Here is a 25,841-nt window from a genome sequence, read left to right as displayed (position 1 = left end):
GGACGTGACCGTCCAGACCACCGCCCTCGACCCCGCGCGGGTCCGGCGCGCCCGGATCGCGGTGTCCGCGTTCTTCCTCACCAACGGCGCCCTCTACGCCAACCTGCTGCCGCGCCTGCCGGAGGTCAAGGACGCGTTCGGGCTCTCCAACACCCTCTACGGCCTGCTGGTCGTGGCGTTCCCGCTCGGGGCGATCCTCGTGGGCGCCCTCCCCGCCCGGGCGATCCGCCGCTTCGGCTCCGGCCGGGTGGCGGCCCTGGGCACCGTCCTGCTCTCCGTGTGCCTCGCGGCCGCCGGGGCCGGGGCGGGCCTGGGCGCCGGCACGGGGCTGGGCGCGGGGGTGTTCCTCGCGGCGATGTTCCTGGGCGGCGCCCTGGACGCCCACGTGGACACCGCCCAGAACGCCCAGGGGATGGAGGTCCAGCGCGCCCGCGGCCGCTCGATCATCAACTCCCTGCACGCCCTGTGGAGCCTGGGCGCCGTGGTCGGCGGGCTCATGGGCACCGCGGCGCTCGCCCTCGGCGTGCCCCTGGGGTGGCACCTGCCGGCGAGCGGGCTCGTGTGGAGCGCGGTCGCCCTCGTGGCGCTGCGCGCCGCGCTGAGCCCGGCCGAGGGGCAGGAGCTGCGCACGGTCAGCTCGGACGACCCGCCGCCGGAGGATCCGCTTCCGGATGGCACGACGACGACGGGCCTGGGCACCACCGGCTCCCGGCCGGACCCCGGCTCCGGGCCCGCCGGGACGGGGCGGCGGTCGGCGGGGCGCATCGTCGTCGTCAGCCTCCTGCCCGTGGCCGTGATCGCGATGGCCGGGGTGATGGTCGAGGACGCCGGGCAGAACTGGTCGGCCGTGTACCTGAACGCCGAGCTGGGCGCCCCGCTGGCCACCGCGGGGCTCGGGCTCGTGGCGCTCATGGCGGCGCAGTTCGTGGGCCGGATGCTCGGCGACCCCATGACCGACCGCTGGGGCCGGGCCGCGGTGGTCCGCGCCGGCGCCGCGCTGAGCGCGGCCGGGATGCTGCTCGTGGTCCTCGCCCCGGCGCCGGGCCCGGCCGTCGCGGGCTTCGCGCTGGCCGGCTTCGGCTGCGCCACGCTCGTGCCCGCGGCCTTCCACGCCGCCGACGACATCCCCGGGCTGCGGACCGGGACGGGCCTGGCCCTGGTCAGCTGGCTGATGCGGATCAGCTTCCTCGGCCTGTCCCCGGCCGTCGGGGTGCTCTCCGACGCCGTGGGGCTGCGGGCGGCGCTGCTCGTGGTCCCGGTCTTCGCGCTCGTCGCGGCCCTGATGGCCGGCGTCCTCCGGGAGCGCCGGACCCCCTGACCTGGGGCCCCACACCCACCTTGCCCTGAGCGTCGAGTCCCCCGTGTGGTCGCAGTTCCCCCCGATCGAGCGGGGGGAACTGCGACCACACGGGGGACTCGACGGGGTCGGCGGGTGGGGAGCAGGGCAGGGCAGGGAAGTGTGTCAGCCGTTCCACTGGGTCAGCTGCGCGAAGACCAGGAACAGCGCGCTCAGCACCACCCAGATGCCGAACAGCGGGAGGAAGAACCGGACCCACTTCTCCCACCGCACGCCGCCGATCGCGAGGGCGGCCATGAAGTACCCGGAGGTGGGGTAGAGGATGTTGGACGGGCCGTCGCCCAGCTGGTAGGCGAGCACGGACGTCTGGCGGGTGACACCGACCAGGTCGGCCAGCGGCGCCATGATCGGCATGGTCACCACGGCCTGGCCGCTGCCCGAGGGGACCACGAAGTTGAAGAGGGTCTGCACCGCGAACATGCCCAGCGCCGCGAGCGCGGCGGGCAGCGCGTCCACGGCGTTGCCGAGGGCGTGGACGACGGTGTCCAGGATGTTGCCGTCCTCCAGCACCACGGCGACGGAGCGGGCGACGCCCACGATGATCGCGCCCTCGAGCACGTCCCGCATGCCCTCGGTGAAGGCGGCGCAGACCTCGTTGACGGACAGGCCGGCCACGAGCCCGACGACGACCGACAGGACGATGAACATCCCGGCCATCTCGAGGAAGAACCAGCCCTGGGTGAGCACGCCCCACACCAGCACGCCGACGATCGGCGCGGCGGTGAGCAGCGCGGCGCCCTGGCGCCGGGCGAGGACGAGGGGCTCGCCGGAGTGCCCGTCGGCGTAGAGGCGGCGCTTCTCCGCCTCGGCCGGCTCGTCGTGCAGCAGGCCCCGCTCCGGGGAGCGGCTGATCCTCCGGGCGTAGCGCATGACGTACACGGAGCCGGTGACGACCAGGACCAGGAGCACGAGGAGACGGAGACCGAGTCCGGAGAAGGGCTCCAGACCCGCGATCTGCTGGCCCAGCCCCGTGTTGATGGGGTTGAGGACGCCCGCCGTGAAGCCGGCGGTGGTGCCCACGAGGGCGACGGCGACGGCGGTCAGGGAGTCGTAGCCGAGGGCGATCATGACCGGCAGGATCACCGGGATGTAGACGAGGGCGAGCTCCTGGGTGCCGATCAGCGAGGCGATCACGGCGAAGGCGGTGATGAGCACGGGGATCAGCAGCGTCCGCCGGGACGCGAAGCGCCGGCTGGTGCGGTCGAGGGCGGCCTCGATGATGCCCGTGCGCCGGAGCACCATGAACGTCCCGCCGATGACGAACGTGAAGAACACGACCTCCGAGGCGTCGACGAGCCCCCGCGGGATCGCGGTGACGAAGTCGACGAGGGAGGTCGGCGAGGACTCGACGGCGCCGTAGCTGGACGGGTCGATCATCTCGCGGTCGTCCGGTCCGAGGACGCGTTCGTACCGGCTGGCCGGCACGAGGTAGGTGGCCAGGGCGGCGAGTCCGGACAGGACGAAGAGCACCACGTACACGTGGGGCATCCGGAACCGCGGGCGGTCGCCGGCCGGTCGCCGGTCGAGCGGGGTGGCTGTGGTGGCCATGGGAGTTCCTTCGGTGGCGCGGGAGGAGGGCGACAGCCACGGTATGGAACCCGCGTTTCATCGACGCCGCCACAAGATGTCGCAATCGTTTAATGCAACTCGGTTTGTGCTGGAACGATCGTTTCATCCGGGCGGGGCCCCCCGGTGGTTGCCCACCCGGGCTATCCTGGGGCGACCATGTTCCACCACTTCTTCCTCTGACGGGTTCCGGATCCCGCCGCGCGTCCGCCGCGGCGTTCCGTCGTCCTGCCCACCCGTCCCCTCGTCAGGAGCCCCGGCCGTCCGGCCGCGCGCGGCTCCGCACCCCGGAGGAAGCATGTCCGCCGTTCCCGTCCACCGTCCCGCCGTGCCCGCGGGCGAGCACGCCCAGCTGACCGCCACCGGGATCCGCGTGGTCCGCGGGTCCCGCACCGTCCTGGACGGGCTCGACCTCACGATCACCCCCGCCACCCGCCTCGGCGTGGTGGGGGAGAACGGCCGCGGCAAGACCTCGTTGCTGGAGGTGCTCTCGGGCGCCCTCCTCCCGGACGCCGGCACCGTCCGCCGCACCGGCACGCTCGCCGTGGTCGACCAGGAGCTGCCCGTGCCGCCCGAGGGCACCGTGGGGGACCTCCTGGACCTCGAGCTCACCGCCGAGCACACCGCGGTGGCGCAGGTCGAGGCCGCAGCCCGCGCCCTCGCCGCGGACCGGCCGGGCGCCCCGGAGCAGTACGCACAGGCGCTGGCGGTCGCCCAGGCCCTCGACGCCTGGGACGCCGACCGGCGGGTGGACCTCGCCCTGCAGGCCCTGCACGCCGTGACCGACCGCTCCCGGGTGCTCGGCACCCTCTCGGTGGGCCAGCGCTACCGGGTGCGCCTGGCCTGCCTGCTCGGCACCGTCCACGACCTCCTGCTGCTGGACGAGCCCACCAACCACCTCGACGCCGCGGGGCTGGCCCACCTGGGGGCGGCGCTGCGCGAGTTCCGCGGCGGCGTGGTCCTGGTCAGCCACGACCGGCGGCTGCTGGGCCAGGTCGTGGACACCGTCCTGGACCTGGACCCCAGCCGGGACGGCCGCCCGCGGTGGTACGGGGGCGGGGTGGCGGGCTGGCGCGCCGGCCGGACCGCCGAGCGCTCGCGGTGGATCCACGACCACCGGGAGCAGCAGGCCGAGCACGCCCGGCTGGCCGGGAACCTCCAGCGCGCCCGCTCCCGCCTGGTCGACGGATGGCGCCCGGACAAGGGCACCGGCAAGCACACCCGCGCCACCCGCGCCCCGGGGCTCGTCCGCTCGGTGCACCGCCGGCAGGAGGACCTCGAGCGGCACCGCGTGGACGTCCCCGAGCCCCCGCTGGAGCTGTCGGTGCCGGAGCTGCCGGCGCTGCCCGGCGTCGAGCTGGTGCGCGCCGAGGGCGTCGCGGTCACGGGCCGGCTGCTCCGGCCCGTCGACGTGCTGCTGGAGTCCGGGGACCGGCTGGTCGTCGCAGGCCCCAACGGGGCGGGCAAGTCCACCCTGCTGCAGGTGCTCGCCGGTGCGCTGGCTCCCGACGTGGGGCGGCGCACCGCAGCCCCCGGGGCGCGGATCGGCCACCTGCTGCAGGACGGGGTCCGGCACGGGGCGCGCTCGGCCCAGGAGGTCTACGAGCAGGAGCTCGTCCGGCTCGTGCTCGCGGACCGGCTGGCCGAGCACGAGGTGGCCCCCCTGGAGTCCCTGGGACTGCTGGCGGCGCGGGACCGCGGACGCCCCGTGGCGGAGCTGTCGGCCGGGCAGCGGCGGCGCCTCGAGCTGGCCGTGGTGCTGGCGTCCCGGCCGCACGTGCTGCTGCTGGACGAACCGACCAACCACCTCTCGATCGCCCTCGTGGACGAGCTCACCGAGGCCCTCGCCGCCACGGCCGCGGCCGTGGTGCTGACCACCCACGACCGGCAGCTCCTGCGGGACACGAAGGGCTGGCCGCGGCTGACGCTCTGACGGCCCCGCCGTGGGCGGGGGCAGGACGGGCCGGCCCCGGACCGCGGAGCAGAGGGTCGGTCGGACGTCGTCACAGAGAGGCGCGGAGGCGTCACACCTCTTGCTCCCGCATACCCCCTGGGGTATGTTGTGATCGGCGTCACCGCAGACTGTCGAGACGAGCGACCCCGCCGGGCCGCTCCTCCCAGGATGGAGAACGGATCATGCACCAGAGACTGATCGTCCCGGCCGCCGCGGTGCTCCTCGTGACGGCCGTCAGCGCCTGCGGTCCGCAGGCTTCCCCGCCGACCGGGGACGGCACCGTCCCGACGTCGAGCCCGTCGAGCCCGTCGAGCTCGGCGACGACGAGCCCCGCGTCGCCGGGCCCGACCACGACGGGCCTGACCACGACGGGCCCGACGACGCAGCCCGGAACGGCGCCCGCCCCGGGCGCTGCCGGGGCGGTCCCCTCGGTGTCGATTCCTCCGGCCGCGGCCGACCCCATGGCCGCGGCCGCGTGGGAGGCCCTGATGTCCCCCGAGGGCGAGTACGCCGCCTCGGCGCAGTACCGGGCGGTCGTGGACGAGTTCGGACCCGTCGAGCCGTACGCGAGCATCCAGGCCGCCGAGGAGCAGCACGTCGACGCCCTGACCCGCCAGCTGGAGCGGCTCGGTGTCACGGTCCCGCCGAACCCCTACACCGGGCGGATTTCCGCGCCCACCGACCTCGAGGCCGCCGCCACCGCCTGGGCGGCCTGGGAGACCGACAACATCGCGCTCTACGACCGGCTGCTGGAGGAGGTCCGCGGGGACGAACCCCTGACCCGCGTCTTCACCAACCTGCGCAGCGCCTCCCAGGAGATCCACCTGCCGACGTTCGAGGCCGCGGCGGCCAACGGGGGCCGGCTCACCCCGGAGCAGATGCGGGACCTGGGCCACGGCTGACCCGTCGCTCCTCCTGCAGGAGGAGTGCGCCGCGGCCGCCCGCGGGCCGTCCGCCGCCTCCCGCGCGGATCGGCTCCGGGCGGACTCGTCATGTCCGGTCGGGACTGACCTCCCCCGGAGACCGTGCCCGCCCCTAGACTGCCGAGCAGGGGGCGCGTGAGCCGCGTCACCGCACCGGGAGTGCCGAGGAGGACACCATGAGGATCCGCGCCGCCGTCGTCGAGGGGATCGGGGCCCCGTTCGAGCTGGAGGACGTCGAGCTCGCCGAGCCCGGCCGCGGGGAGGTGTTGGTCCGGATCGTCGCGACCGAGGTCTGCCACACCGACGCCATCACCCGTGCGGGTGACATGCCGCTGCCGCTGCCGGGGATCCTGGGCCACGAGGGCGCGGGGATCGTGGAACGGGTCGGCGAGGGCGTCGGCGCCGTCGTGCCCGGCGACCGGGTCGTCATCGGGTGGCCCTCGTGCGGAGCGTGCCGCAACTGCCTGGACGGGCAGCCCCGCTACTGCGCCCGGACCGGAGAGGCTCTCGTCTCGGGCCGCCGCTTCCGGGGCGAGGGCGCAGGGACCTCGGCCTACACGCGGGCGGACGGCTCGGAGGTCTCCGGGCACTTCTTCGGCCAGTCGTCCTTCGCGACCCACTCGATCGTCCTCGCCGACGCCCTCGTGAAGGCGCCCGACGACGTGCCGCTCGAGCTGCTCGGACCCCTGGCCTGCGGGCTGGGCACGGGCGCCGGCGCGGTGCTCAACGAGGCCCGCCCGGAGCCGGGCTCGTCCCTGGTGGTCTTCGGCGTCGGGGCCGTGGGACTGGCCGCGATCATGGCCGCCCGCTGCACCGCCGCCACCACGGTCGTCGCCGTGGACCTGCACGACTCCCGGCTCGAGCTGGCCACCCGCTACGGGGCCACCCACGTCATCAACTCCCGGGACACGGACGTCGTCGCGGAGGTCGCCCGGATCACGGGCGGCTCCGCCGACTACGCCTTCGAGTGCACCGGGGTGGTCCCCGTCGTGGAGCAGGCCGCGGACTGCGTGGGCATGCTGGGCACGCTCGTGCTCATCGGCGGCGCGCCCGCCCAGGCGCGCTTCAGCCTCGACCACATGCACACGCTGTGGGGCAAGCGGATCGTCGGGGTCCTGGGCGGCGGCAGCCGCAGCGGGAAGTTCATCCCCGCCCTGATCGACCTCCACCGGCAGGGGCGGTTCCCGTTCGACGAGCTGGTGCGCTTCTACGAGCTCGACGAGATCGAACAGGCCCTCGCCGACAGCGGGTCCGGCGACGTGGTCAAGCCCGTCATCCGCATGCCCCGGTGACGCGGCGCCTCCACCGCCGCGGCGGCTCCGGCGGGCACGGGCACCCGGTTCAGTCGATCCGCAGCTCGTGGACGCCGCGCTCGAGGCCGCGCTCCACCGCGGCGATGACGTCGTCCACGTTGTGCCCCGGCGGCAGCCGGGGCGGCAGGCCGGTGAGCGCCCGGTCCACGAGCCCGGTGTCCATGTGCGGCAGCCGGGCGTCCATCACCGCGATCCGACGACGGCGCAGCTCCCGCCGCAACGACCCCAGCCACGAGGCCATGGCCGCCTTGCTGGCGGCGTAGCCGGCCATCCCGGCCAGCGGCAGCTCCGCGACCACACCGGTGAGGACCGCGACCGCGCCGCCGTCCGCGACGTGGGGCAGGGCCGCCCGGATGACGGCCATGGGGCCGAGGGCGTTGACCTCGAACAGCTCCTCCACGACGGCCTCGTCCTCGTCGGCCGCGGGGCCGAACGCGGCGACCCCGGTGGCGATCACCACGGCGTCGAGCCCGCCGAGCTCCTCGGCCGCGCGGCGCACCACCTCCGCCGCCTCGTCGTGGTCCACGAGGTCGAGGGCGTGGGCCGCGCGCAGGCCGAGACCGCGCCGCAGCTCCTCCGCCGCAGAGGCGGAGCGGCCCGTCACCACGATGTCGGTGGTGCGCTCGCTCAGCCGTTCGCACAGCCGCCGCCCGAGGACGCCGGTCGCCCCCACCACCAGGATCCTCGCGCCGTTCAGGTCCATGGCCCCACTCCTGTCCCCGGTGCGACCCCGGAGCGGGCCGTGCCCCGAGCGTACCCACGCTCTCCGACAGCGCCCAGGAATTTGCGATCCCACAACGATCGCCGGGCGCCCGCCGCCCGCCGTTGCCGACCGCGAACCGGGCGGCGTAGCCTGCAGTCCTCGGAGCCGGGCCGGGCGCACGCCCGGGGCGCTGGTGCTCCGCGATCGGGGGGCCGTCCACATGTCACCGACCACGTCACGATCGACCCGGGCGCTGGGCGCGGCCGCCGCGGCCCTGCTCCTCCTGGCCTCCTGCGGCACCCCGTCCGGAGGGGACCCCTCCGCCGAGGGCACGAGCCCGGCCGCGTCGCCGGCCGCCACGGCGGCGGAGTCCCCGACGGCCACGGAACCAGCCACAGAACCAGCCACGGAGAGCCCGTCGCCGACCGCCGAGAACCCGACGGCCGGTCCGACGGAGGCCCCGACCAGCACGCCCACCGCGAGCCCGACGGCGAGTCCGACTGGGGCTCCCGCGGAGCTCGTGACCTACTCCGGCACGGCCGCGGACGCCGCCTTCGCCTTCGAGCTGCCCGCGACGTGGAGCGTGGACGGGGACTTCTCGGACGTCGGCGGCACGGTGACGGTGCTCGGGCCGGACGGTGCTCCCGTCGGCCACCTGTCGGTCCTCATCGCCTGGGGCGCCGAGTGCGGCCCCGACTGCTCGATGCCGCCGGTGGCCCACCTCGGGGACGTCCCGGGGAGCGTGCCGCTGTCCAGCAGCGGGGAGTTCGTGGTGCGCTCCGTGGCCATGGACCTGACGTCCTCGCCGGAGCTGCGCAACGCGTACGGCTGGCCGGACGCCGTGCGGCTCGTGACCTCGCTGACCGATGCGGACGCCTCTCCGCCCACCACGATGCTGCCGCACGTCCTGTACGGCCTGGGACTGGTCGAGACCGGGGTGGTCGCGCCCAACGGCATCACCTACCGGACGGTGATCTTCAGCTCGGTCCACGACTTCCCCACGCTCGAGGCCGCCCGGGAGTACGCCGGATCGGAGCAGCACCGGCAGGTCGAGGCGATGATCGCCTCCTTCCGCGCCTGAGTGCTCGAGAGGCCGTCCCGGGCGCCGTGGACCACGTCGTGCCAGGGGCGAGGCGGCGCGGATGCTGCTACGCGGAGTCGTCGAGGGGGGCGTACCCCATGCGCCGGCTGACCCGCAGGCCGGCCTCCTTGAGGTCCTCGACCAGGTCGGCCATGTGCTGCTCCGTGAACCGGAACGCCGGTCCCGAGACGCTGATCGAGGCGATGACCGTGCCGAGATGGTCCCGCACGGGCACGGCGACGGAGTTCAGCCCGATCTCGAACTCCTCGCACACGGTGGCGTAGCCCCGGGCGACCACGTCGATCAGCTGTCGCTCCAGCTGCTCCCTCGACGTGATCGTGCGCGCGGTGAGGGCCGGCATGCCCTGGTCGCGGAGGACGTGGGCCCTCTCGTCGGACGGCAGCCCCGACAGCAGCACCTTCCCGCTGGCGGTGGCGTGCAGGGGGGTCAGGCTCCCGATCCAGTCGTGGGTCGCGACCGAGGAGGGGCCCATCTCCTGGTCCACGTTGACGGCGTGGCCCTCCCGCAGGACCGCCAGGTTGACCGTCTCGGAGTGGGTCCGGGCCAGGCCGCGGACCTCGTCGCGCGCCTCGGCCACCACGCTCAGCCGGCCGGGGATCGCGTGCGCCAGCCGAAGGATGCCGAACCCGAGCTGATACGGGCTCCCGTCGCTCGGGTGGTGCACCAGGCCCCGGGACTCCAGGGCGCCGAGCAGCCTCGACGCGGTGGACTTGTGCACGCCCAGCTCCGCGGCCACCTCGGTCACCGTCGAACCGCCGGTCCGGGCGAGGACCTCGAGCACCGTGATGGCCCGGTCCACGGACTGCACGCCCCCCGGGGTGACCCCGTCCGTGCCGGGCTGCTCCTTGGCGGCGTCGGGGACGGTCGGGGGTCTGGGGCCGGGGGAGGACATGACTCCATGGTAGTCAATCGTCATTGTCGCGCTCCGTCCGGTCCGTCCGCTCCACCCCGGCCCGCCGGGGTGGAGCGGGCCGGGCGCCCGGTAACGTGCCGTGCGGGCCGGGCGCGTCCCGGACCGTCCCGCGGCGTCATGGGCGGGCCGCCTTCTTCTTCCGGACCTGGCCGTTCTCCTGGCCCTTCACCCGGGCGTAGATCGGCTGACCGGCGGCCGTGGCGTCCACGGCCTGGATCTGGCCCGTGGGCGGATCCGTGCTCTCCTGGGTGACCAGGGTGAACTTCTGGTGCCCGTACTCGTCCACAGCGGTGCGGATGGCGCGGCGCACCACGGAGTCGGACAGCCGCTGGCGCAGCCACATCGGGTCCGCGCGCAGGTCGCGGGTCAGGGCGATGCACAGGACGCACATCACGAGGACGAACGGCAGCGCGGCGACGATGGTGAGCCGCTGCAGACCCCCCAGCGCCTCCGCGGGGGTGTCCCCGCCGGCCAGGAGCATGACGGCCGCGACCGCCCCCATCAGCACGCCCCAGAAGATCACGACGGGCTTCGACGGCTCGAGGCTCCCGCGGGAGCTGAGCGAGCCCATCACGATGGACGCCGAGTCGGCGCCCGTGACGAAGAAGATGGCGGTGAGCACCATGGCCAGCACCGCCAGGCCGATGGTCAGCGCCTGCGGAGTGCCGAGGCTGTTGAACATGTCGTAGATCGCGCCGTCGAAGGAGATGGTGGGGACGCCGTCGACGACCGTGGCGATCCCGTCGCCGGGGTCGGGGGTCGCGTTCGCCGTCCGCTGGATGTGGATGGCGCTGCCGCCGAAGACGGCGAACCACAGCAGGGACACCAGGGAGGGCACCAGCAGCACGCCGGTGACGAACTGGCGGATGGTGCGACCGCGGCTGATGCGAGCGATGAACATGCCCACGAACGGCGTCCAGGAGATCCACCAGGCCCAGTAGAAGATCGTCCAGCTGGACAGCCACGCGCGCATGTCCTCGCCGCCGGAGGCCTCGGTGCGGGCGGCCATCTCCGGCAGCTGCTGGAGGTAGGAGCCGATCGCGTTGGGGATGAGGTTGAGGATGAACAGGGTGGGCCCCACGACGAAGACGATGAGGGCCATGACCACCGCGAGCACCATGTTGGTGTTGGCCAGGAACTGGATGCCGCGCTCGATGCCCGACACCGCCGAGGCCACGAAGCAGAAGGTGAGCACCGCGATGATCAGCACGAGCATCGGGGTGGCCACCTCGCCCACCACGCCGTTGAACTGCAGGCCGCTGCCGATCTGGAGCGCGCCCAGCCCGAGCGAGGCCGCGGAGCCGAAGAGCGTGGCGAAGATGGCCAGGATGTTGATGATCTTGCCGCCGGCGCCGTCGACCGCCCGCCGCCCGAACAGGGACACGAACGCCTCGGAGAGCAGGTTCTTGCGGCCCAGCCGGAAGGTGCCGTAGGCGATGGCGATGCCGAGCACCGCGTACATGGCCCAGGGGTGCAGCGTCCAGTGGAACAGCGACGTGGCCATGGCCGTCTCGACGGCTTCGGCCGTGCCGGCGTCGACCGTGGCCGGCGGCGGGGAGATGTAGTAGTAGAGGGGCTCGGCGACGCCGTAGAACATCAGGCCGATGCCCATGCCGCAGGCGAACATCATGGAGATCCACGAGACGGTCCTGAACTCGGGCCGTTCGCCGTCCTTGCCCAGCGGGATGTTGCCGAACCGGCCCAGGGCCAGCCACAGGACGTAGGCGACGAACAGGGAGGACAGCAGCACGAAGATCCACCCGGTGTTCTCCAGGACCCACCCGAGCGCCGCGGTCGAGACGGTGGACAGGTTCTCCGTGCCGACGAAGCCCCAGACCACGAAGGCGACGACCAGGGCGCCGGTCACACCGAAGATCACCTTGTCCAGGCCCCGGGGCTCTCCCTGGAGCGCGCTGCGCCGTTCCTGGACCCCCTCCCTGAGCTCGCCGAGGATCTGGGTCTCCTCGGCCTCCGCCTCGTGGAGGTGCGTCGTGTCGTCGACGGGACAGGCCGGCGGGGCCTCCGCGTCCGACGACGGAACCAGTGGTGGATTCTCAGTGCTCATCGTGATCCCCTCCCGGGAACAGGTGCTGCGGCCCGGTCCCGGAGGACCGGGGTGGCGCCGTCCCGACGACGTCGCCGACCTTGTCGGTGATCCAGTCGTGGAAGGCGCCGATGTGGTGCTCGGAGGGGACGAGGACCCCGCCCTTGGCGTAGATCTTGGAGTTCATGGCGGGCTGGCAGCGTTCGCAGGCGTCGAAGTCCTGCTGGTTGACGCGGTGGAAGAGCTCCACGGAGGTGGAGACGTCCTTGCCGGAGTCCACGACCGAGGGGAGGTAGAGCCAGTCGCACTCCACGACGGTGTGGTCCGGAGCCAGCGGGAACATGCGGTGGATGATGACGTGGTCGGGGACGAGGTTGACGAACACGGTGGGCTTGACGGTGATGGCGTAGTAGCGGCGGTCGTGGTCGTCGTCGACGCCGGGGAGCTTGTCGAGGCCCTCGGAGCCGTCGATGGTGAAGCCGCGCACGTCGTCGCCGAACTCGGCGCCGTGTCCGACGAAGTACTGGGCGGCGAGGCCGTCGGCGAACTCGGGCAGCACCTCCGTGAGCTCGGGGTGGATGGTGGCGCAGTGGTAGCACTCCATGAAGTTCTCGATGATGAGCTTCCAGTTGGCCTTCACGTCGTAGGTGATCCGCCGGCCCAGGGAGAGATTGGCGATGTCGTAGCCCTCGATGGCCTGGGTGTCCCCGAGGCGCTCCTGGATGTCGCCCATGACGTCCTCCTCGAAGGACGGAGGGGTCTCGGCCAGGCAGACCCAGACGTAGCCGAGGTACTCGCGGACCGGGATGGTGACCAGGCCGTACTCCTGGCGGTCGATGTCGGGCATCTTGGTGAGGTTGGGGGCGGCGATGAGCTTGCCGTCGAAGTCGTAGGTCCAGGCGTGGTACGGGCACTGGAAGGAGCGCGCGGCTTCGCCGGCGTCCTCCATGCACAGCTTCACCCCGCGGTGGCGGCAGATGTTGTAGAACGCCCGGATGCCGTGCTTCCGGTTGCGGGTGATGATGATGGACTCCCGCCCGACCTGGACGGTGCGGAAGGCTCCGGGCTTGTCCAGGTCGGCGGCGCGCACGGCGCAGAACCACATCTGCTCGAAGATGCGCTCCTGCTCGGCGCGGAAGACTGCCTCGTCCACGTAGGTGGAGCCGGGCAGGGTGGAGATCAGGGACTCCGAGACAACGTTGATCGACAACACGAACTCCTGGGTTCGGACAGTGCGCAGAGCGCGGGGTGGGAGAGGGAGGAGGAGTGGCAGGGCTGCGTGGGCGGTCAGGCCGCGAGCGACTGGACCGCGGCGACGGCGAGCTTCTCGAGGGTCTTGCGCCAGCGGCAGAAGAGCCTCGTCTGGTTCCAGGCGAGCACGGCGACCGGCTCGTCCCCGGCGTAGTAGACGGCGAGCAGGGAGTCCTGGCCCGGGCCGCCGTGTTCGTAGGCCACGCGGTCGGCGCGAGAGGCGTCGCCGGCGAACTGCAGGCGGGTGCCGTACTGGTCGGACCAGAAGTAGGGGGGCTTGACGGCGGGCAGCCCGGCCGGGTCGGTGCCCAGCAGGGCGCCCACGGCCACCGCCGGGCGCTCGGCGGCCCCGGTCCAGTGCTCCACCCGGTGGTGGCGGCCGGTGCCCGGCTCCCACCACGCGGCGCAGTCGCCCACGGCGACGACCCCGGGGATGCTGGTGGCCCCGACGGCGTCGCACAGCACGCCGTTGCCCAGCTCGATCCCGGAGCCCTCCAGCCAGGCGGTGTTCGGCGCCGCGCCGATGCCCACGACCACCACGTCGGCGGGCAGCACCCGGCCGCCGGCCAGGCGCACCGCGCTGACCGACCCGCCGGTGAACTCGAACTCCTCGATGTCGACGCCGCAGATCAGCTCCACGCCGGCGCGTTCGTGCAGCCCGGCGACCACCCCGCCCAGCTCGGTGCCCAGCGGGCCGCACAGGGGGGTGGGGGACTTCTCCAGCACCGTGACGTCCAGACCGAGGGCGTGGGCGGTGGAGGCGACCTCCGCGCCGATGAAGCCGGCGCCCACGACCACGAGCCGCCGCCCGGCAGCCAGCAGCCCGCGGAGCCTCTGCGCGTCGGCGACGGTGCGCAGGCTCACCACGTTCGCGCTCCCGGCGAGCTGCGGCAGCGACCGGGGCGAGGCCCCGGTGGCGATCACCAGGCCGTCGGCGCGCACCGACCGCCCGTCCTCCAGGTGCACCAGGCGGGTGGTCGCGTCGAAGGACACCGCCCGGGTCCCGAGGATCCACTCGGCCTCCAGGGCCTCGTCGTCGGTCTCCAGGGCCAGGTCCTCGAGCTCGATCCGGCCGGCGAGGAAGTCCTTGGACAGCGGTGGGCGGTCGTAGGGGCGCTGGGGATCATCACCGATGATCACCAGTCGTCCGGCGAACCCGAGGTTCCGGGCGGCCCGGGCGGCGGACAGGCCCGCCAGCGACGCTCCGACAATGACGAGGGACTCCATGAGGGACCCCTTTCAGATCTTCGTCCTGAATGACCCGGAGCAAGGGCGGGGAGGTCCGAGGTCCGGACGTCCTGTGCGCTTCGTGCAACACGGCTCACAATGTGAGAATCAGCGTGAACCTCGTCCCCGGCCCCGTCAAGGGGTCCGGCGAATTCGACCCGGGGAATTTACATTGCGTCCCCGTGCGGCCCGGCGCGGGTTCCGAGTGGGCCCCGGCTCTTGACAGGGTTCGGTGGAAGTCCTCACGATGTTGCACATTGCAACACTTGTTGCTCATCGTGAGGCAGTGCGGTCGAGGTGGCAACGCTCGGCACAGCAGGCCCGAGCCACCTCAGGAAAGGATCCGCTCCGATGCACCAGGCCTGCCCCCTCAAGGACCTCGCCCCCGGTGACGCCCTGCGCCTCGACACCGTCCCGCCCATCGCCGTCTTCCACACGGAGGAGGGCGAGCTGTTCGCCATCGACGACACCTGCACCCACCAGGACGCCTCGCTCGCCGACGGCTGGGTGGAGGGGTGCGAGGTGGAGTGCCCGCTGCACGCGTCCAAGTTCGACCTGCGCACCGGCGCGGTGGACGCCCCTCCGGCCAAGCTGCCGGTGCGGGCCCACGAGGTGAGCGTCGTGGACGGCATCATCATGGTCGAGGAGTCGTCCGAGGCACCGAACCTGCCGCCCGGTCTCACCGTCATCGGCCACGAGTCCCGGCCGAGCTGAACCCGGCCGAGCCCCCGCACGACATCCGCAGGTCAGGAGAACCGCCCCATGAGCACCACCCCTCGCGTCGTCATCATCGGCGCCGGCATCGTCGGCACGAACCTCGCCGACGAGCTCGTCCAGCGCGGCTGGACGGACGTCACCGTCCTCGAGCAGGGTCCGCTGCCCCTTCCCGGGGGCTCGACGTCGCACGCGCCCGGACTCGTCTACCAGACGAACCCGTCACGGACGATGACCCACTTCGCGCGGTACACCGTCGAGAAGCTCGTCTCCCTGGGCTGCTTCAACCAGGTCGGCGGTCTCGAGGTGGCCACCACGCCGGCGCGGCTGGAGGAGCTCAAGCGCAAGGTGGGCTACGCGGCCTCCTGGGGGATCGAGGGCCGGCTGCTCACCCCCGAGGAGGTGCTCGCGCAGCATCCCCTGGTCAATCCCGAGATGGTGCTGGGCGGCTACCACGTGCCGACGGACGGGCTCGCCCTGGCGGCCAAGGCGGTGCAGGTGCTCATCGAGCGCACCACGCGCGCCGGCGTGACCTACTGCGCCGAGACGATCGTCACCGGCATCGAGCGCTCGAACGGCCGCGTGACCGGCGTGACCACGTCCGACGGAACCGTGCCGGCGGACATCGTCGTCTCCTGCGCCGGATTCTGGGGACCCGCGATCGGCGAGATGGCCGGCATGCCGTGCCCCCTCCAGCCGCTGGCCCACCAGTACGTCTTCACCTCCGCGGTCCTGGAGCTGGTCGGCAAGCACGACGCCCCGAACGGCGCGACCCTGCCGATCCTCCGGCACCAGGACGCGGACCTCTACTACCGGGAGTGGGGGGACCGGATCGGCATCGGCTCCTACGCCCACCGCCCGATCCCGGTGGACCTCGCCGACCTGCCGCACTACGCGCCCCGCGACATCGCCCACGACCGGATGCCCTCCCGCCTGGACTTCACGCCCGAGGACTTCACCGAGCAGTGGGCCGAGAGCCGGCGCTTCCTGCCGAGCCTGCGCGGCAGCGAGGTGGCCGAGGGCTTCAACGGCATCTTCTCCTTCACCCCGGACGGGGGCCCGCTCATCGGCGAATCCCCGGACCTCGCCGGGTTCTGGGTGGCGGAGGCCGTGTGGGTCACGCACTCCTCGGGTGTGGCCAAGGCCATGGCCGAACTGCTGGTGGACGGCGCTCCGGAGACGGACCTGCACGGCTGCGAGGCCACCCGGTTCGACGACGTGCAGCTCTCCCCGGAGTACGTCGAGGAGACGGGCAAGCAGAACTTCGTGGAGATCTACGACGTCCTCCACCCCCTCCAGCCCCGGGACTCGCCGCGCAACCTGCGGGTCAGCCCCTTCTATCCCCGGGAGCTGGAGCTCGGCGCGTTCTTCCTGGAGAGCCACGGGTGGGAGCGCCCGCACTGGTACGAGTCCAACGCCGCGCTCCTGGAGCAGCTGCCCGAGGAGTGGCGCGAGCCGGAGCGCGAGCCGTGGGCGGCCCGGTTCCACTCGCCGATCGCGGCGGTCGAGGCCTGGAAGACCCGCACCGCCGTGGCGATGTACGACATGACCCCGCTCAAGCGCGTGACCGTCGAAGGTCCCGGGGCCGCCGCTCTGCTGCAGCGGCTCACCACCGGCAACGTCCTGCGCAAGCCGGGCGCCGTGACGTACTGCCTCCTGCTGGACGAGAAGGCCGGGATCCGCAGCGACATCACCGTGGCCCGGCTCGGCGAGAACCTGTTCCAGGCCGGCATCAACAGCAGCGTGGACGTGGCGTACCTGTCCGCCGAGGCCACCCGGCAGAGCGCCGCGGACCCCACGGCCTGGGCCCTGGTCCGTGACACCACCGCCGAGACCTGCTGCATCGGGCTGTGGGGGCCGAAGGCCCGGGAGGTCATGGCGAAGGTCTCCCGCGACGACCTGTCCAACGACGGCCTGAAGTACTTCCGCACCAAGCAGATCCGGGTGGGCGGCCTGCGGGTCACCGCGATGCGCCTCTCCTACGTGGGCGAGCTCGGTTGGGAGCTGTACACCACCGCGGACCAGGGACTGCGGCTGTGGGACCTGCTGCACGAGGCGGGCCAGGAGTTCGGCATCGTCCCCGCGGGGCGCGCCGCCTTCAACAGCCTGCGCGTGGAGAAGGGCTACCGGTCCTGGGGCACCGACATGACCACGGAGCACACCGCCCTGGAGGCGGGACTGGACTTCGCCGTCAAGAAGGACAAGGGCGAGTTCGTGGGGTCGGCGGCCGTGGCCTCCGACGGCCAGGTGCGGCGCCGGCTGCGCTGCCTGACGGTCGACGACGGCCGCTCCGTGGTGATGGGCAAGGAGCCCGTGTACGTGGACGGCGCCGCCGCCGGCTACGTCACCAGCGCCGTCTTCGGCCACACCGTGGGCCGCCCGGTCGCCTATGCCTGGCTCCCGCCGGAGCTCTCCGAGGGGGACGGCGTCGAGATCGAGTACCTCGGCGAGCGCGTCCCCGCCACGGTCAGCGCCGAGCCGCTCGTGGACCCCGGCATGGAGCGCATCCGCGGCTGAGGCCCCTGCCGTCGCGGCCGGGGCGTGCGCCGCTCCGGCCGCGGCTCTTCGTCCCGACCTCGGGACTTCCCAGTACGACTTCTGCGATCGAGCACCGTTACCGGTGCCGACGACGACGAAAGGCAGTTCCAGCATGCACAAGGTCAAGGGCGTGGTGTCCAAGGGCAAGAACCAGCCGGTCAGTGTGGAGACCATCCTGGTGCCGGACCCCGGACCGGGAGAGGTACTGGTGGACGTGCTCACCTGCGGGGTGTGCCAGACCGACCACCACTACGTCCAGGGCGGGGTGGGCGACGACTACCCGTTCCTGCTGGGCCACGAGTCCTCGGGCGTGGTGTCGGCGATCGGGGAGGGGGTGACGGAGGTCGCCGTGGGCGACCACGTGATCCTGAACTGGCGGGCGGTGTGCGGCGAGTGCCGGGCCTGCCGCAGGGGCGAGCCCTGGTACTGCTTCGCCACCCACAACGCCACCCAGAGGATGACGCTCGAGGACGGCACCCCGCTGACCCCGGCCCTGGGCATCGGGTCGTTCGCCGAGAAGACCCTCGTCGCCGCCGGGCAGTGCACGAGGATCGAGGCCGACCTCGAACCGCACCAGTACGCGGCCGTCGGGCTGCTCGGGTGCGGCGTGATGGCCGGCATCGGCGCGGTGCTCAACACCGGCGCCGTGAAGCGCGGGGAGTCCGTGGCCGTGATCGGCTGCGGTGGGGTCGGGGCGGCCGCGGTCGCCGGTGCCGCACTGGCCGGGGCCACCACGATCGTGGCCGTGGACCTCGACGACGAGAAGCTGGCCACCGCGGAGCATTTCGGCGCCACCCACGTGGTCAACTCGAAGGAGCAGGACCCCGTGGCGGCGATCCGGGCGCTCACGGGCGGCAACGGCGCCGACCTGGTGATCGACGCCGTGGGCATCGCCCCCACCTTCAAGCAGGCGTTCGAGGCCCGTGACCTGGCCGGCCGGATGGTGCTGGTCGGGGTGCCCGCCCCCGGCACCACGTGGGAGATCCCGCTGGACGAGGTCTTCGGCCGCGGCGGGTCCATCAAGTCCGCCTGGTACGGCGACACCCTCCCCTCCAGGGACTTCCCGATGCTGGTGGACCAGTACCGGCTCGGCCGGCTGGACCTCGACGGGTTCGTCACCGAGCGCATCGGCCTGGACGACGTCGAGGAGGCCTTCGCGAAGATGAAGGCCGGCACCGTCCTGCGCTCCGTCGTGGAGTTGGACCGCTCGGCGACCGGCGCGGAGGAGCGTGGCCTGGAGACCGGCGTGACCGCCCCGGCCGGAGCGGCCCGATGACCGCGCGGCAGGATGTGGGGCAGCGCACGGACGCCACGGGCCGGGTCCGGGTGGAGCACCTGGTGACCTCGGGGACGTTCTCCCTGGACGGGGGCACCTGGGAGGTCGAGAACAACGTGTGGATCGTGGGCGACGACGAGCAGTGCGTGGTCATCGACCCGGCCCACGCCCCGCAGCAGGTCGTGGACGCCGTCGGCGGCCGGGCAGTGGTGGCCATCCTGCTCACCCACGGCCACGACGACCACATCCGCGCCGTCGTCGAGGTCGCCGAGCAGCTGCGGGCACCGGTGCACCTGCACCCGGACGACACGATGCTCTGGGAGCAGGTCCACCCCGCCCGCCGCTTCGACCGCATCATCCGCGACGGTGACGTCTACTCGGTGGGCGGGGTGCGCCTCACCGCGCTGCACACCCCGGGCCACTCGCCGGGCTCGGTGTGCTTCTGGGCGCCGGACCTGGGCGAGGGCGGAGTGCTGTTCTCCGGGGACACCCTCTTCCAGGGCGGTCCCGGCGCCACCGGCCGCTCGTACTCGGACTTCCCCACGATCGTCGACTCCATCCGGGACCGGCTGCTCACGCTGCCGGGGACCACGGAGGTGCTCACCGGCCACGGGGACACCACCACGATCGGCGCGGAGGCCCCCCACCTGCAGGAGTGGATCGACCGCGGCCACTGAGCCGGCAGGAGGCCGGCCCGGGTGACGTTCCGGAGCACGCACGACGTCCCGGAGCACCCACGACGGAGCGCCGCCCCCGGGATCCCCGGGGGCGGCGCTCCGTCGTGCGTGCTCAGCGCAGGACGACCGTGCGGTTGCCGTGCAGGATGACCCGGCCCTCGCAGTGCCACTTCACGGCGTTGGACAGGGCCTTGCACTCGGTGTCCCGCCCCGCGGCCACGAGGTCCTCCGGGCCGTAGGTGTGGTCCACGTCCACGAGCTGCTGCGCGATGATCGGGCCCTCGTCCAGCTCGGCGTTGACGTAGTGCGCCGTGGCGCCCACGGTCTTCACCCCGCGCTCGTAGGCCTGGTGGTACGGCTTGGCGCCCTTGAAGGACGGCAGGAACGAGTGGTGGATGTTGATCACCCGTCCCTCCATCCGGGTGGCCAGCGAGTCGCTGAGCACCTGCATGTAGCGGGCCAGGACCACGAGGTCCACCTCGAAGCGGTCCACGAGCTCCAGCAGCCGGGCCTCGGCCTCGGGCTTGGTGTCCCGGGTGACGGGCACGTGGAAGAACGGGATGCCGTGCCACTCGACGAGGCGCTGGTGGTCGCGGTGGTTGGAGACCACCGCGACGATGTCCACGGGCAGGTCCCCGGTCCGGGCGCGGAAGAGCAGGTCGTTGAGGCAGTGGCCGAACTTGGAGACCATCACCAGCACCCGCCGCTTCGCCCCGTGCTCGCTGAGCTCCCAGCGCATGTCGAACCGCTCGGCCACCGGGGCCAGGTCCGCCCGGAGGGCCTCGGGGTCGAGGCCGTCCTCCGTGGCGGAGGCGACGTGCACGCGCATGAAGAAGTGGCCCAGCCGCCGGTCGTCGAACTGGGTGAGCTCCACGATGTTGCACCCGTGCTCCAGGAGCACCCCGCTGACGGCGTGCACGATCCCCGGTCTCTCCGGGCAGTCGAGGGTCAGCACCAGCTCCGTCGTGGGTGGAGCGGTGGTGACGGCCTGCGGCTGCAGGCGCTGCTCAGCATTCGATGACGTTGACGGCCAGTCCACCACGGGAGGTCTCCTTGTACTTGATCTTCATGTCGTTGCCGGTCTCGCGCATGGTCTTGATGACCTGGTCGAGCGAGACCGTGTGCTCGCCGTCGCCCTGGAGGGCCAGGCGTGCGGCGTTGATGGCCTTGACGGAGGCGATCGCGTTGCGCTCGATGCACGGGATCTGCACGAGCCCGCCCACGGGGTCGCAGGTCAGCCCGAGGTTGTGCTCCATGCCGACCTCGGCGGCGTTCTCGACCTGCTCCGGCGTGCCGCCGAGGACCGCGCACAGGCCCGCGGCGGCCATGGAGCAGGCCGAGCCCACCTCGCCCTGGCAGCCCATCTCCGCGCCGGAGATGGAGGCGTTCTCCTTGATCAGGATGCCGACGGCCGCCGCCGTCAGCAGGAACTCCACCACGCCGTCCTCGTCCGCCCCGGCGACGAACCGGTCGTAGTAGTGCAGCACGGCGGGGATGATGCCCGCCGCCCCGTTGGTCGGGGCGGTGACGATCCGCCCGCCGGAGGCGTTCTCCTCGTTGACCGCCAGGGCGTAGAGGTTGATCCACTCCATGGCCTGCAGCGGATCGGACGCCGGCCGGACGGCGCACGCGTCGGCGGCCGCCTCGGCCTCGCGCAGCCGCGCCCGCAGGCCCGGCGCCCGGCGGCGGACCTTCAGCCCGCCGGGCAGCCGGGCCTCCGTGCGCGTGCACCCGTTCTCCACGCACTCCTGCATGACGGCCCAGAGGCGCAGCAGGCTCGAGCGGAGCTGCTCCTCGCTGCGCCAGGACAGCTCGTTGGCGAGCATGATCCCGGCGATCGAGGTCCCCTCCCGCCGGCAGTGCTCCAGGAGCTGCCGGCCGGTGGTGAACGGGTACGGCACCTCCGTGGTGTCCTGGACGATGCGGTCCGCCCCGGACACGTCCCCGTCCACCACGAACCCGCCGCCCACCGAGTAGTAGGTCCGCTCCCGCACCGGCTCGCCGTCCGCCCCGAAGGCTGCGAACGTCATGCCGTTGGGGTGCGCGGGCAGCGACCTGCGCCGGTGCATGACGACGTCCTCGGCGCGGTCGAAGGGGATCGGCCGGACCCCCGCCAGGCACAGCTGCCCGCGCTCCGTGCTCGTCCGCACCTGGTCGTCCGCCGTGTCGGTGTCCACGGTCTCCGGGTCCTCGCCCTGCAGCCCCAGGATCACGGCCTTGTCCGAGCCGTGCCCGTGACCGGTGGCGCCGAGCGAGCCGAACAGCTCGGCCCGGACCCTGGCGACTCCCTCGAGGAGGCCGGCCCCGGCCAGCCCGTCCGCGAACAGCCGGGCGGCCCGCATGGGGCCCACCGTGTGGGACGAGGAGGGGCCGATGCCGACGGAGAACAGGTCCAGGGCGGACAGCGCCATCAGGGCACCTCGGGAGAGGCGAACTCCGTCATGCCGTCCAGCAGCCACCGGGCGGTGTACTCGGCGAAGGAGGCCCGCGGCATGATCCGCCACGTCAGCTCCTCCGTGCGCCACAGCAGCACCTGCACCGGGCCCAGGGTCGTGGCCACGGCGGTGCCGACCGCGAAGGCCCGCGGGTGGAGGTCCAGGTGGCAGCTCTTCTCGAGCACCGCGCGGGCCGAGGGCCCGGACAGCTCGAGGGTGGTGCGGTTGGCGGACAGGTCCACGGCCTGCCCGGGCTCGGTGCCCAGGGCCCCGGCCAGCCCGGCTGCGGTGCCGGCGTCGTCGGTGCCCGCCGCTCGGAGGTCGCTCCCCGCAGGGCCGATCTCCGCGGGCCCCACGCCCTCGGGGCCGACGAGCAGGAACTCGTCGGGCCCGATCCACAGGATCGCCGTGGCCCCGGCGGTGCCGGTGACCCGGCCGTGGCCGGTCGGCAGGGGCATCCCGGCCGCGGCGGCGACCGCCTCGGCGGCCGGAGTGCCGGGCGCCACCCGGATCCCGACCATGGTCAGGAACGGGATCTCGCGCAGGGCCACGCCCCGCTCGCCCGTCACGGTCTGCTCGTGCATCTGCTGCGCGAGGTGGGCGAGGGGACTGCGGCGCAGGGCGGTGGTGTCGGTCAGGAGCTGCTCAGCCATCACGGCGGTTCCCTTCGGGGTCGTAGAGCACGGGTTCTGCGATGACGACGTCCACGAGCCGCCCGTCGAGCGGGGCCTGGAGCGTCTCACCGATGCGGTTGCGGCCGTTCTCCACCAGGGCGAGCCCGAAGGTCCGGTCCAGGGCGGCGCTGCGGTAGCTGGAGGTGACGTGGCCGACCATGGGCACGGGGGCGACCTCCGGGGTGATGGGCGTGCCGTGGTCCACCAGCTGGGCGCCCTCCGGCAGCCGGAACGTCCGGTCCACCGGCAGGACCGCGACCAGCTGCTTGCGGTCCGGGCTGGTGGCGGACGGGCGGTCGTAGGAGCGCCTGCCGATGAAGTCCTTGGTCTTGGACACCACCCACTCCATCCCCAGGTCCTGCGGGGTGACCGTGCCGTCGGTGTCCTGGCCCACGATGGGGAAGGCCTTCTCCGCGCGCAGCACGTGCATGGTCTCGGTGCCGTAGGGGGTGATGCCGTACTCGGCGCCGGCCTCCGCGACGGACTCCCAGACCGACAGGCCGTACCAGGAGGAGACGTTGATCTCGAAGGCCAGCTCCCCGGAGAAGGAGATCCGGCAGATCCGTGCGGGCACCCCGGAGGCCAGGACGGTCTCGCGGAAGGCCATGAACGGGAACGCCTCGTTGGACAGGTCCAGCTCGGGGGCGAGCTTCTCGACGACGGCCCGGGACTTCGGGCCCACGACGGCGACGGTGGTGTACTGCTCCGTGACCGAGGTGAAGGTGACGTCGAGCTCCGGCCACTCGGTCTGGGACCACTCCTCGAGCCAGTCCAGGACCTTGGCCGCGCCACCGGTGGTGGTGGTCATGAAGTACCGGTCCTCGTCCAGGCGCAGGGTCACGCCGTCGTCGAAGACCATCCCGTCGGGGGTGCACATGACCCCGTACCGGCCCATGCCGGGCTTGAGCTTCTTGAAGGCGTTGGTGTAGACGCGGTTGAGGAACTCCCCGGCGTCCTTGCCCCGGATCTCGATCTTGCCCAGGGTGGTGGCGTCCATGAACCCCACGGACCCGCGCACGGCCGCGCACTCGCGCAGCACCGCCGTGTCCATGTCCTCCCCGGCCTGCGGGTAGTACCAGGGCCGCTTCCACTGCCCGACGTCCTCGAACAGGGCCCCGTGGGCCACGTGCCAGGGGTGGACCGAGGTCAGCCGCGCCGGGTCGAACAGGTGGCCGAGCCGTCGTCCGGCCAGGGCCGTGAAGGCCACCGGGGTGTAGGGGGCGCGGTAGGTGGTGGTGCCGATCCCGCCGACGTCGGTGCTGTTCAGCGCCGCGGCGATGACGCCGATGGCGTTGACCCCGGAGGTCTTGCCCTGGTCGTTGGCGGTCGAGATGGAGGTGTAGCGCTTGACGTGCTCCACGGACCGCATGCCGGCGCCGGTGGAGCGCAGCACGTCCGCGACCGTCTGGTCGCGCTGGAAGTCGACGAAGTGGCGGCTCCAGCCGGCGGACGCGCCCTCGGGCCCGGGCACCAGCCACAGCGGGCGGACGGGCGAGGACTCGACGCTCTCCGCGTGCGGGGTCTCGGGCTGGGTCTCGAAGCCGGCCCGGCCGGCGGCCTCGGCCCCGGCGAGGGCCCCCTCGGTGAGGCACCACGCCAGGTCGGTGGTGCCGTTGACCGAGCCCGCGGTGTGCTGGTCCCGCACGGGGGCGCCCGGCACGAACGCCGCGAGGCGCTCGTCCCAGGTCAGCTTGCCCTGCCGCTGGCTGTGCAGGTGGACCACCGGGGTCCACCCGCCCGAGACGGCGAGCAGATCCGTGTCCACGGTGGTGGTGGGGCCGGTCAGCGCGCCGGAGCCGTCGATCCCGCCGATCGTCGCGGCGCTGATCCGCCCGTGCTCGCCGTCGCCGGCGGTGTCCACCACGGCGCTGCCGGTGATCAGGCGAACCCCGGTGGCGGCGGCGATGTCGGCGGCCCGGCCGTGGAGCTCCGGGCGGGAGTCGACCACGGCCGCGACACGGACCCCGGCGGCGGCGAGGTCGGCCACGAGGTCGTAGGCGGAGTCGTTCGTGGTGGCCACGACCACCGACGTGCCGGCGGCGACGGCGTAGCGGTTGAGGTAGGTGCGCACCGATCCGGCGAGCATGATGCCGGGGCGGTCGTTGTTGGCGAAGACGACCGGCCGCTCGTGCGCGCCGGTGGCGAGCACGATCTGCTGCGCCCGCACGTGCCAGATCCGCTCCCGCGACACGCCGGGACCCGGGGCCTCGGCGAGGTGGCCGGTGCGCCGCTGGACGGCGACGACGTAGTTGGCGTCGTAGTTGCCGAACGCCGTGGTGCGGTGCAGGACAGTGACCTCGGGCTCGGCCTCCAGGGCGGTGAGGGTGCGGGCGACCCAGTCGCGGGCGGGCAGGCCGTCGACGACGTCGTCGCGGCCCGACAGCAGGGAGCCTCCGGCCTCCGGCTGCTCGTCCATGAGGATGACCCGGGCCCCTGACTTCGCGGCCTCCCGGGCCGCGGCCAGCCCGGCGGGGCCGGCGCCGACGACGAGGACGTCGGTGTGCACGTGCTTGTGGTCGTAGACGGCCTCGTCCTTGCGGGGGTCGAGCTGTCCGAGACCGCGCAGGTAGGACGCCTGCAGACCGTCGGTCAGCTCGACCGTGGTGGCCGGGAGCATGGACTCGTCGACGTCGGCCTCCGTGCGCGCGGCGACCTTGACCAGCGCGTTGGGCTCCTCCACCCCGGCGGACACGATCCCGCGCGGACGGCCCAGGTACATCGAGTCGCCGCAGTGGATGCGCCCGGCGGCGAGCAGGGCCGAGGCCAGGGTGTCGCCGGCGTACCCGGTGTGCTCCTGCCCGTCGACGGTGAAGCGCACCGGCGTGGTGCGGTCGATGCTGCCGGGCGCACTCTGCTGCGCCGGCAGGCGGTGGGTCTGCGCGCTCACTTGACGCCTCCGATCTCGGGCTTGGGCTCGTCGATCCTGTAGACGGCCTTGATGTCGTAGGTCACGGTGTCGCGGACGACGTTGAACCAGCGGCGGCAGCCGACGGCGTGGGCCCACCGTTCCGCGATCAGACCCTTGGGGTTGTTGCGGTAGAAGAGGTACTCCGCCCACTCCTTGTCGGAGAGCCGGCTGGGGTCCTCGGGGTAGGGCACGTGCGCCTCCCCGCCGTACTGGTACTCGGTCTCGTCGCGCGGCCCGCAGTTGGGGCACTCGATCAGCAGCATGGT

General features: G+C 73.0%; 21 protein-coding genes. 9 read left to right on the top strand and 12 right to left on the bottom strand.

What is annotated here, in order from left to right:
• Positions 1–4 precede the first annotated feature (4 nt).
• Entirely contained in the window at positions 5–1,318 is a 1,314-nt protein-coding gene (locus tag EQG70_RS16630; protein WP_306460805.1) for an MFS transporter, read from the top strand.
• A 144-nt stretch (positions 1,319–1,462) separates the two neighbouring features.
• Here the strand turns inward: EQG70_RS16630 and EQG70_RS16625 are convergent, their stop codons facing one another.
• A complete protein-coding gene (locus tag EQG70_RS16625; RefSeq protein WP_208746220.1) occupies positions 1,463–2,905 on the bottom strand; it encodes a YfcC family protein in 1,443 nt (480 codons plus the stop codon).
• A gap of 316 nt (positions 2,906–3,221) precedes the next feature.
• Between EQG70_RS16625 and EQG70_RS16620 the strand changes: the two genes are divergently transcribed.
• Entirely contained in the window at positions 3,222–4,856 is a 1,635-nt protein-coding gene (locus EQG70_RS16620; protein WP_095650213.1) for an ATP-binding cassette domain-containing protein, read from the top strand.
• A 139-nt stretch (positions 4,857–4,995) separates the two neighbouring features.
• Here EQG70_RS16620 and EQG70_RS18640 read toward each other — a convergent pair whose 3' ends face one another.
• A complete protein-coding gene (locus tag EQG70_RS18640; protein ID WP_244296582.1) occupies positions 4,996–5,244 on the bottom strand; it encodes a hypothetical protein in 249 nt (82 codons plus the stop codon).
• Positions 5,245–5,308: 64 nt separating this feature from the next.
• Here EQG70_RS18640 and EQG70_RS18215 point away from each other — a divergent pair, with 64 nt between their 5' ends.
• Both EQG70_RS18215 and EQG70_RS16610 read left to right on the top strand, forming a co-directional pair.
• The gene (locus EQG70_RS18215; RefSeq protein WP_126349717.1) at positions 5,309–5,779 is read left to right on the top strand and encodes a ferritin family protein; all 471 of its coding nucleotides are present in this window, start codon (positions 5,309–5,311) and stop codon (positions 5,777–5,779) included.
• A gap of 197 nt (positions 5,780–5,976) precedes the next feature.
• Positions 5,977–7,092 carry an NAD(P)-dependent alcohol dehydrogenase gene (locus tag EQG70_RS16610; protein WP_109268387.1) on the top strand — a complete coding sequence of 372 codons (1,116 nt, stop codon included), beginning with the start codon at positions 5,977–5,979 and terminating at the stop codon, positions 7,090–7,092.
• Positions 7,093–7,141: 49 nt separating this feature from the next.
• On the opposite strand, the gene EQG70_RS16605 is transcribed toward EQG70_RS16610, so the two are convergent.
• Positions 7,142–7,816, bottom strand: a complete 675-nt coding sequence (locus EQG70_RS16605; protein WP_035923498.1) for an SDR family NAD(P)-dependent oxidoreductase — start codon at positions 7,814–7,816, stop codon at positions 7,142–7,144.
• A gap of 520 nt (positions 7,817–8,336) precedes the next feature.
• On the opposite strand from EQG70_RS16605, the gene EQG70_RS16600 reads away from it, so the two are divergent.
• Positions 8,337–8,897 carry a hypothetical protein gene (locus tag EQG70_RS16600; protein WP_109268386.1) on the top strand — a complete coding sequence of 187 codons (561 nt, stop codon included), beginning with the start codon at positions 8,337–8,339 and terminating at the stop codon, positions 8,895–8,897.
• Between the two features lie 67 nt (positions 8,898–8,964).
• Here the strand turns inward: EQG70_RS16600 and EQG70_RS16595 are convergent, their stop codons facing one another.
• The 4 genes from EQG70_RS16595 to EQG70_RS16580 form a co-directional block, all read right to left on the bottom strand.
• The gene (locus EQG70_RS16595) at positions 8,965–9,810 is read right to left on the bottom strand and encodes an IclR family transcriptional regulator (protein ID WP_244296581.1); all 846 of its coding nucleotides are present in this window, start codon (positions 9,808–9,810) and stop codon (positions 8,965–8,967) included.
• 136 nt (positions 9,811–9,946) lie between these two features.
• Entirely contained in the window at positions 9,947–11,896 is a 1,950-nt protein-coding gene (locus tag EQG70_RS16590; protein ID WP_109268385.1) for a BCCT family transporter, read from the bottom strand.
• Positions 11,886–13,085, bottom strand: coding sequence for an aromatic ring-hydroxylating oxygenase subunit alpha (locus EQG70_RS16585; RefSeq protein ID WP_035923494.1), 1,200 nt, complete (start codon positions 13,083–13,085; stop codon positions 11,886–11,888). The genes EQG70_RS16590 and EQG70_RS16585 overlap by 11 nt, the downstream gene beginning before the upstream one ends.
• 77 nt (positions 13,086–13,162) lie before the next feature.
• Positions 13,163–14,353: an NAD(P)/FAD-dependent oxidoreductase gene (locus tag EQG70_RS16580; protein ID WP_109268384.1), complete on the bottom strand. Its 1,191-nt coding sequence runs from the start codon at positions 14,351–14,353 to the stop codon at positions 13,163–13,165.
• Between the two features lie 351 nt (positions 14,354–14,704).
• On the opposite strand from EQG70_RS16580, the gene EQG70_RS16575 reads away from it, so the two are divergent.
• The 4 genes from EQG70_RS16575 to EQG70_RS16560 all read left to right on the top strand — a co-directional run bounded on the left by EQG70_RS16575 (position 14,705) and on the right by EQG70_RS16560 (position 19,558).
• A complete protein-coding gene (locus tag EQG70_RS16575; protein WP_109268383.1) occupies positions 14,705–15,067 on the top strand; it encodes a bifunctional 3-phenylpropionate/cinnamic acid dioxygenase ferredoxin subunit in 363 nt (120 codons plus the stop codon).
• Positions 15,068–15,115: 48 nt separating this feature from the next.
• Positions 15,116–17,584: a GcvT family protein gene (locus tag EQG70_RS16570; protein ID WP_109268382.1), complete on the top strand. Its 2,469-nt coding sequence runs from the start codon at positions 15,116–15,118 to the stop codon at positions 17,582–17,584.
• A 133-nt stretch (positions 17,585–17,717) separates the two neighbouring features.
• The gene (locus tag EQG70_RS16565; protein ID WP_035923485.1) at positions 17,718–18,881 is read left to right on the top strand and encodes an S-(hydroxymethyl)mycothiol dehydrogenase; all 1,164 of its coding nucleotides are present in this window, start codon (positions 17,718–17,720) and stop codon (positions 18,879–18,881) included.
• Positions 18,878–19,558 (top strand): MBL fold metallo-hydrolase, encoded by a 681-nt coding sequence (locus EQG70_RS16560; protein WP_095650221.1) that lies wholly within the window; start codon positions 18,878–18,880, stop codon positions 19,556–19,558. The genes EQG70_RS16565 and EQG70_RS16560 overlap by 4 nt, the downstream gene beginning before the upstream one ends.
• Before the next feature lie 112 nt (positions 19,559–19,670).
• Here EQG70_RS16560 and purU read toward each other — a convergent pair whose 3' ends face one another.
• The 5 genes from purU to EQG70_RS16535 are packed head-to-tail and all read right to left on the bottom strand — an operon-like array spanning position 19,671 to position 25,838.
• Positions 19,671–20,513, bottom strand: coding sequence for a formyltetrahydrofolate deformylase (purU, locus tag EQG70_RS16555; protein WP_017833543.1), 843 nt, complete (start codon positions 20,511–20,513; stop codon positions 19,671–19,673).
• Between the two features lie 52 nt (positions 20,514–20,565).
• Positions 20,566–21,969 (bottom strand): L-serine ammonia-lyase, encoded by a 1,404-nt coding sequence (locus EQG70_RS16550; RefSeq protein ID WP_109268381.1) that lies wholly within the window; start codon positions 21,967–21,969, stop codon positions 20,566–20,568.
• On the bottom strand, positions 21,969–22,646 hold the full coding sequence (locus tag EQG70_RS16545) for a sarcosine oxidase subunit gamma (RefSeq protein WP_017833541.1): 678 nt from the start codon (positions 22,644–22,646) through the stop codon (positions 21,969–21,971). Before EQG70_RS16545 ends, EQG70_RS16550 begins: the two co-directional genes overlap by 1 nt.
• Positions 22,639–25,554 carry a sarcosine oxidase subunit alpha family protein gene (locus EQG70_RS16540; protein WP_208746218.1) on the bottom strand — a complete coding sequence of 972 codons (2,916 nt, stop codon included), beginning with the start codon at positions 25,552–25,554 and terminating at the stop codon, positions 22,639–22,641. Before EQG70_RS16540 ends, EQG70_RS16545 begins: the two co-directional genes overlap by 8 nt.
• The gene (locus EQG70_RS16535) at positions 25,551–25,838 is read right to left on the bottom strand and encodes a sarcosine oxidase subunit delta (RefSeq protein ID WP_017833539.1); all 288 of its coding nucleotides are present in this window, start codon (positions 25,836–25,838) and stop codon (positions 25,551–25,553) included. Before EQG70_RS16535 ends, EQG70_RS16540 begins: the two co-directional genes overlap by 4 nt.
• Positions 25,839–25,841: the final 3 nt, after the last annotated feature.

The sequence above is a fragment of the Kocuria rosea genome, from assembly GCF_006094695.1.
GTDB classification, from domain to species: domain Bacteria; phylum Actinomycetota; class Actinomycetes; order Actinomycetales; family Micrococcaceae; genus Kocuria; species Kocuria rosea.
This window is presented reverse-complemented; position numbering and strand designations above follow the sequence as displayed.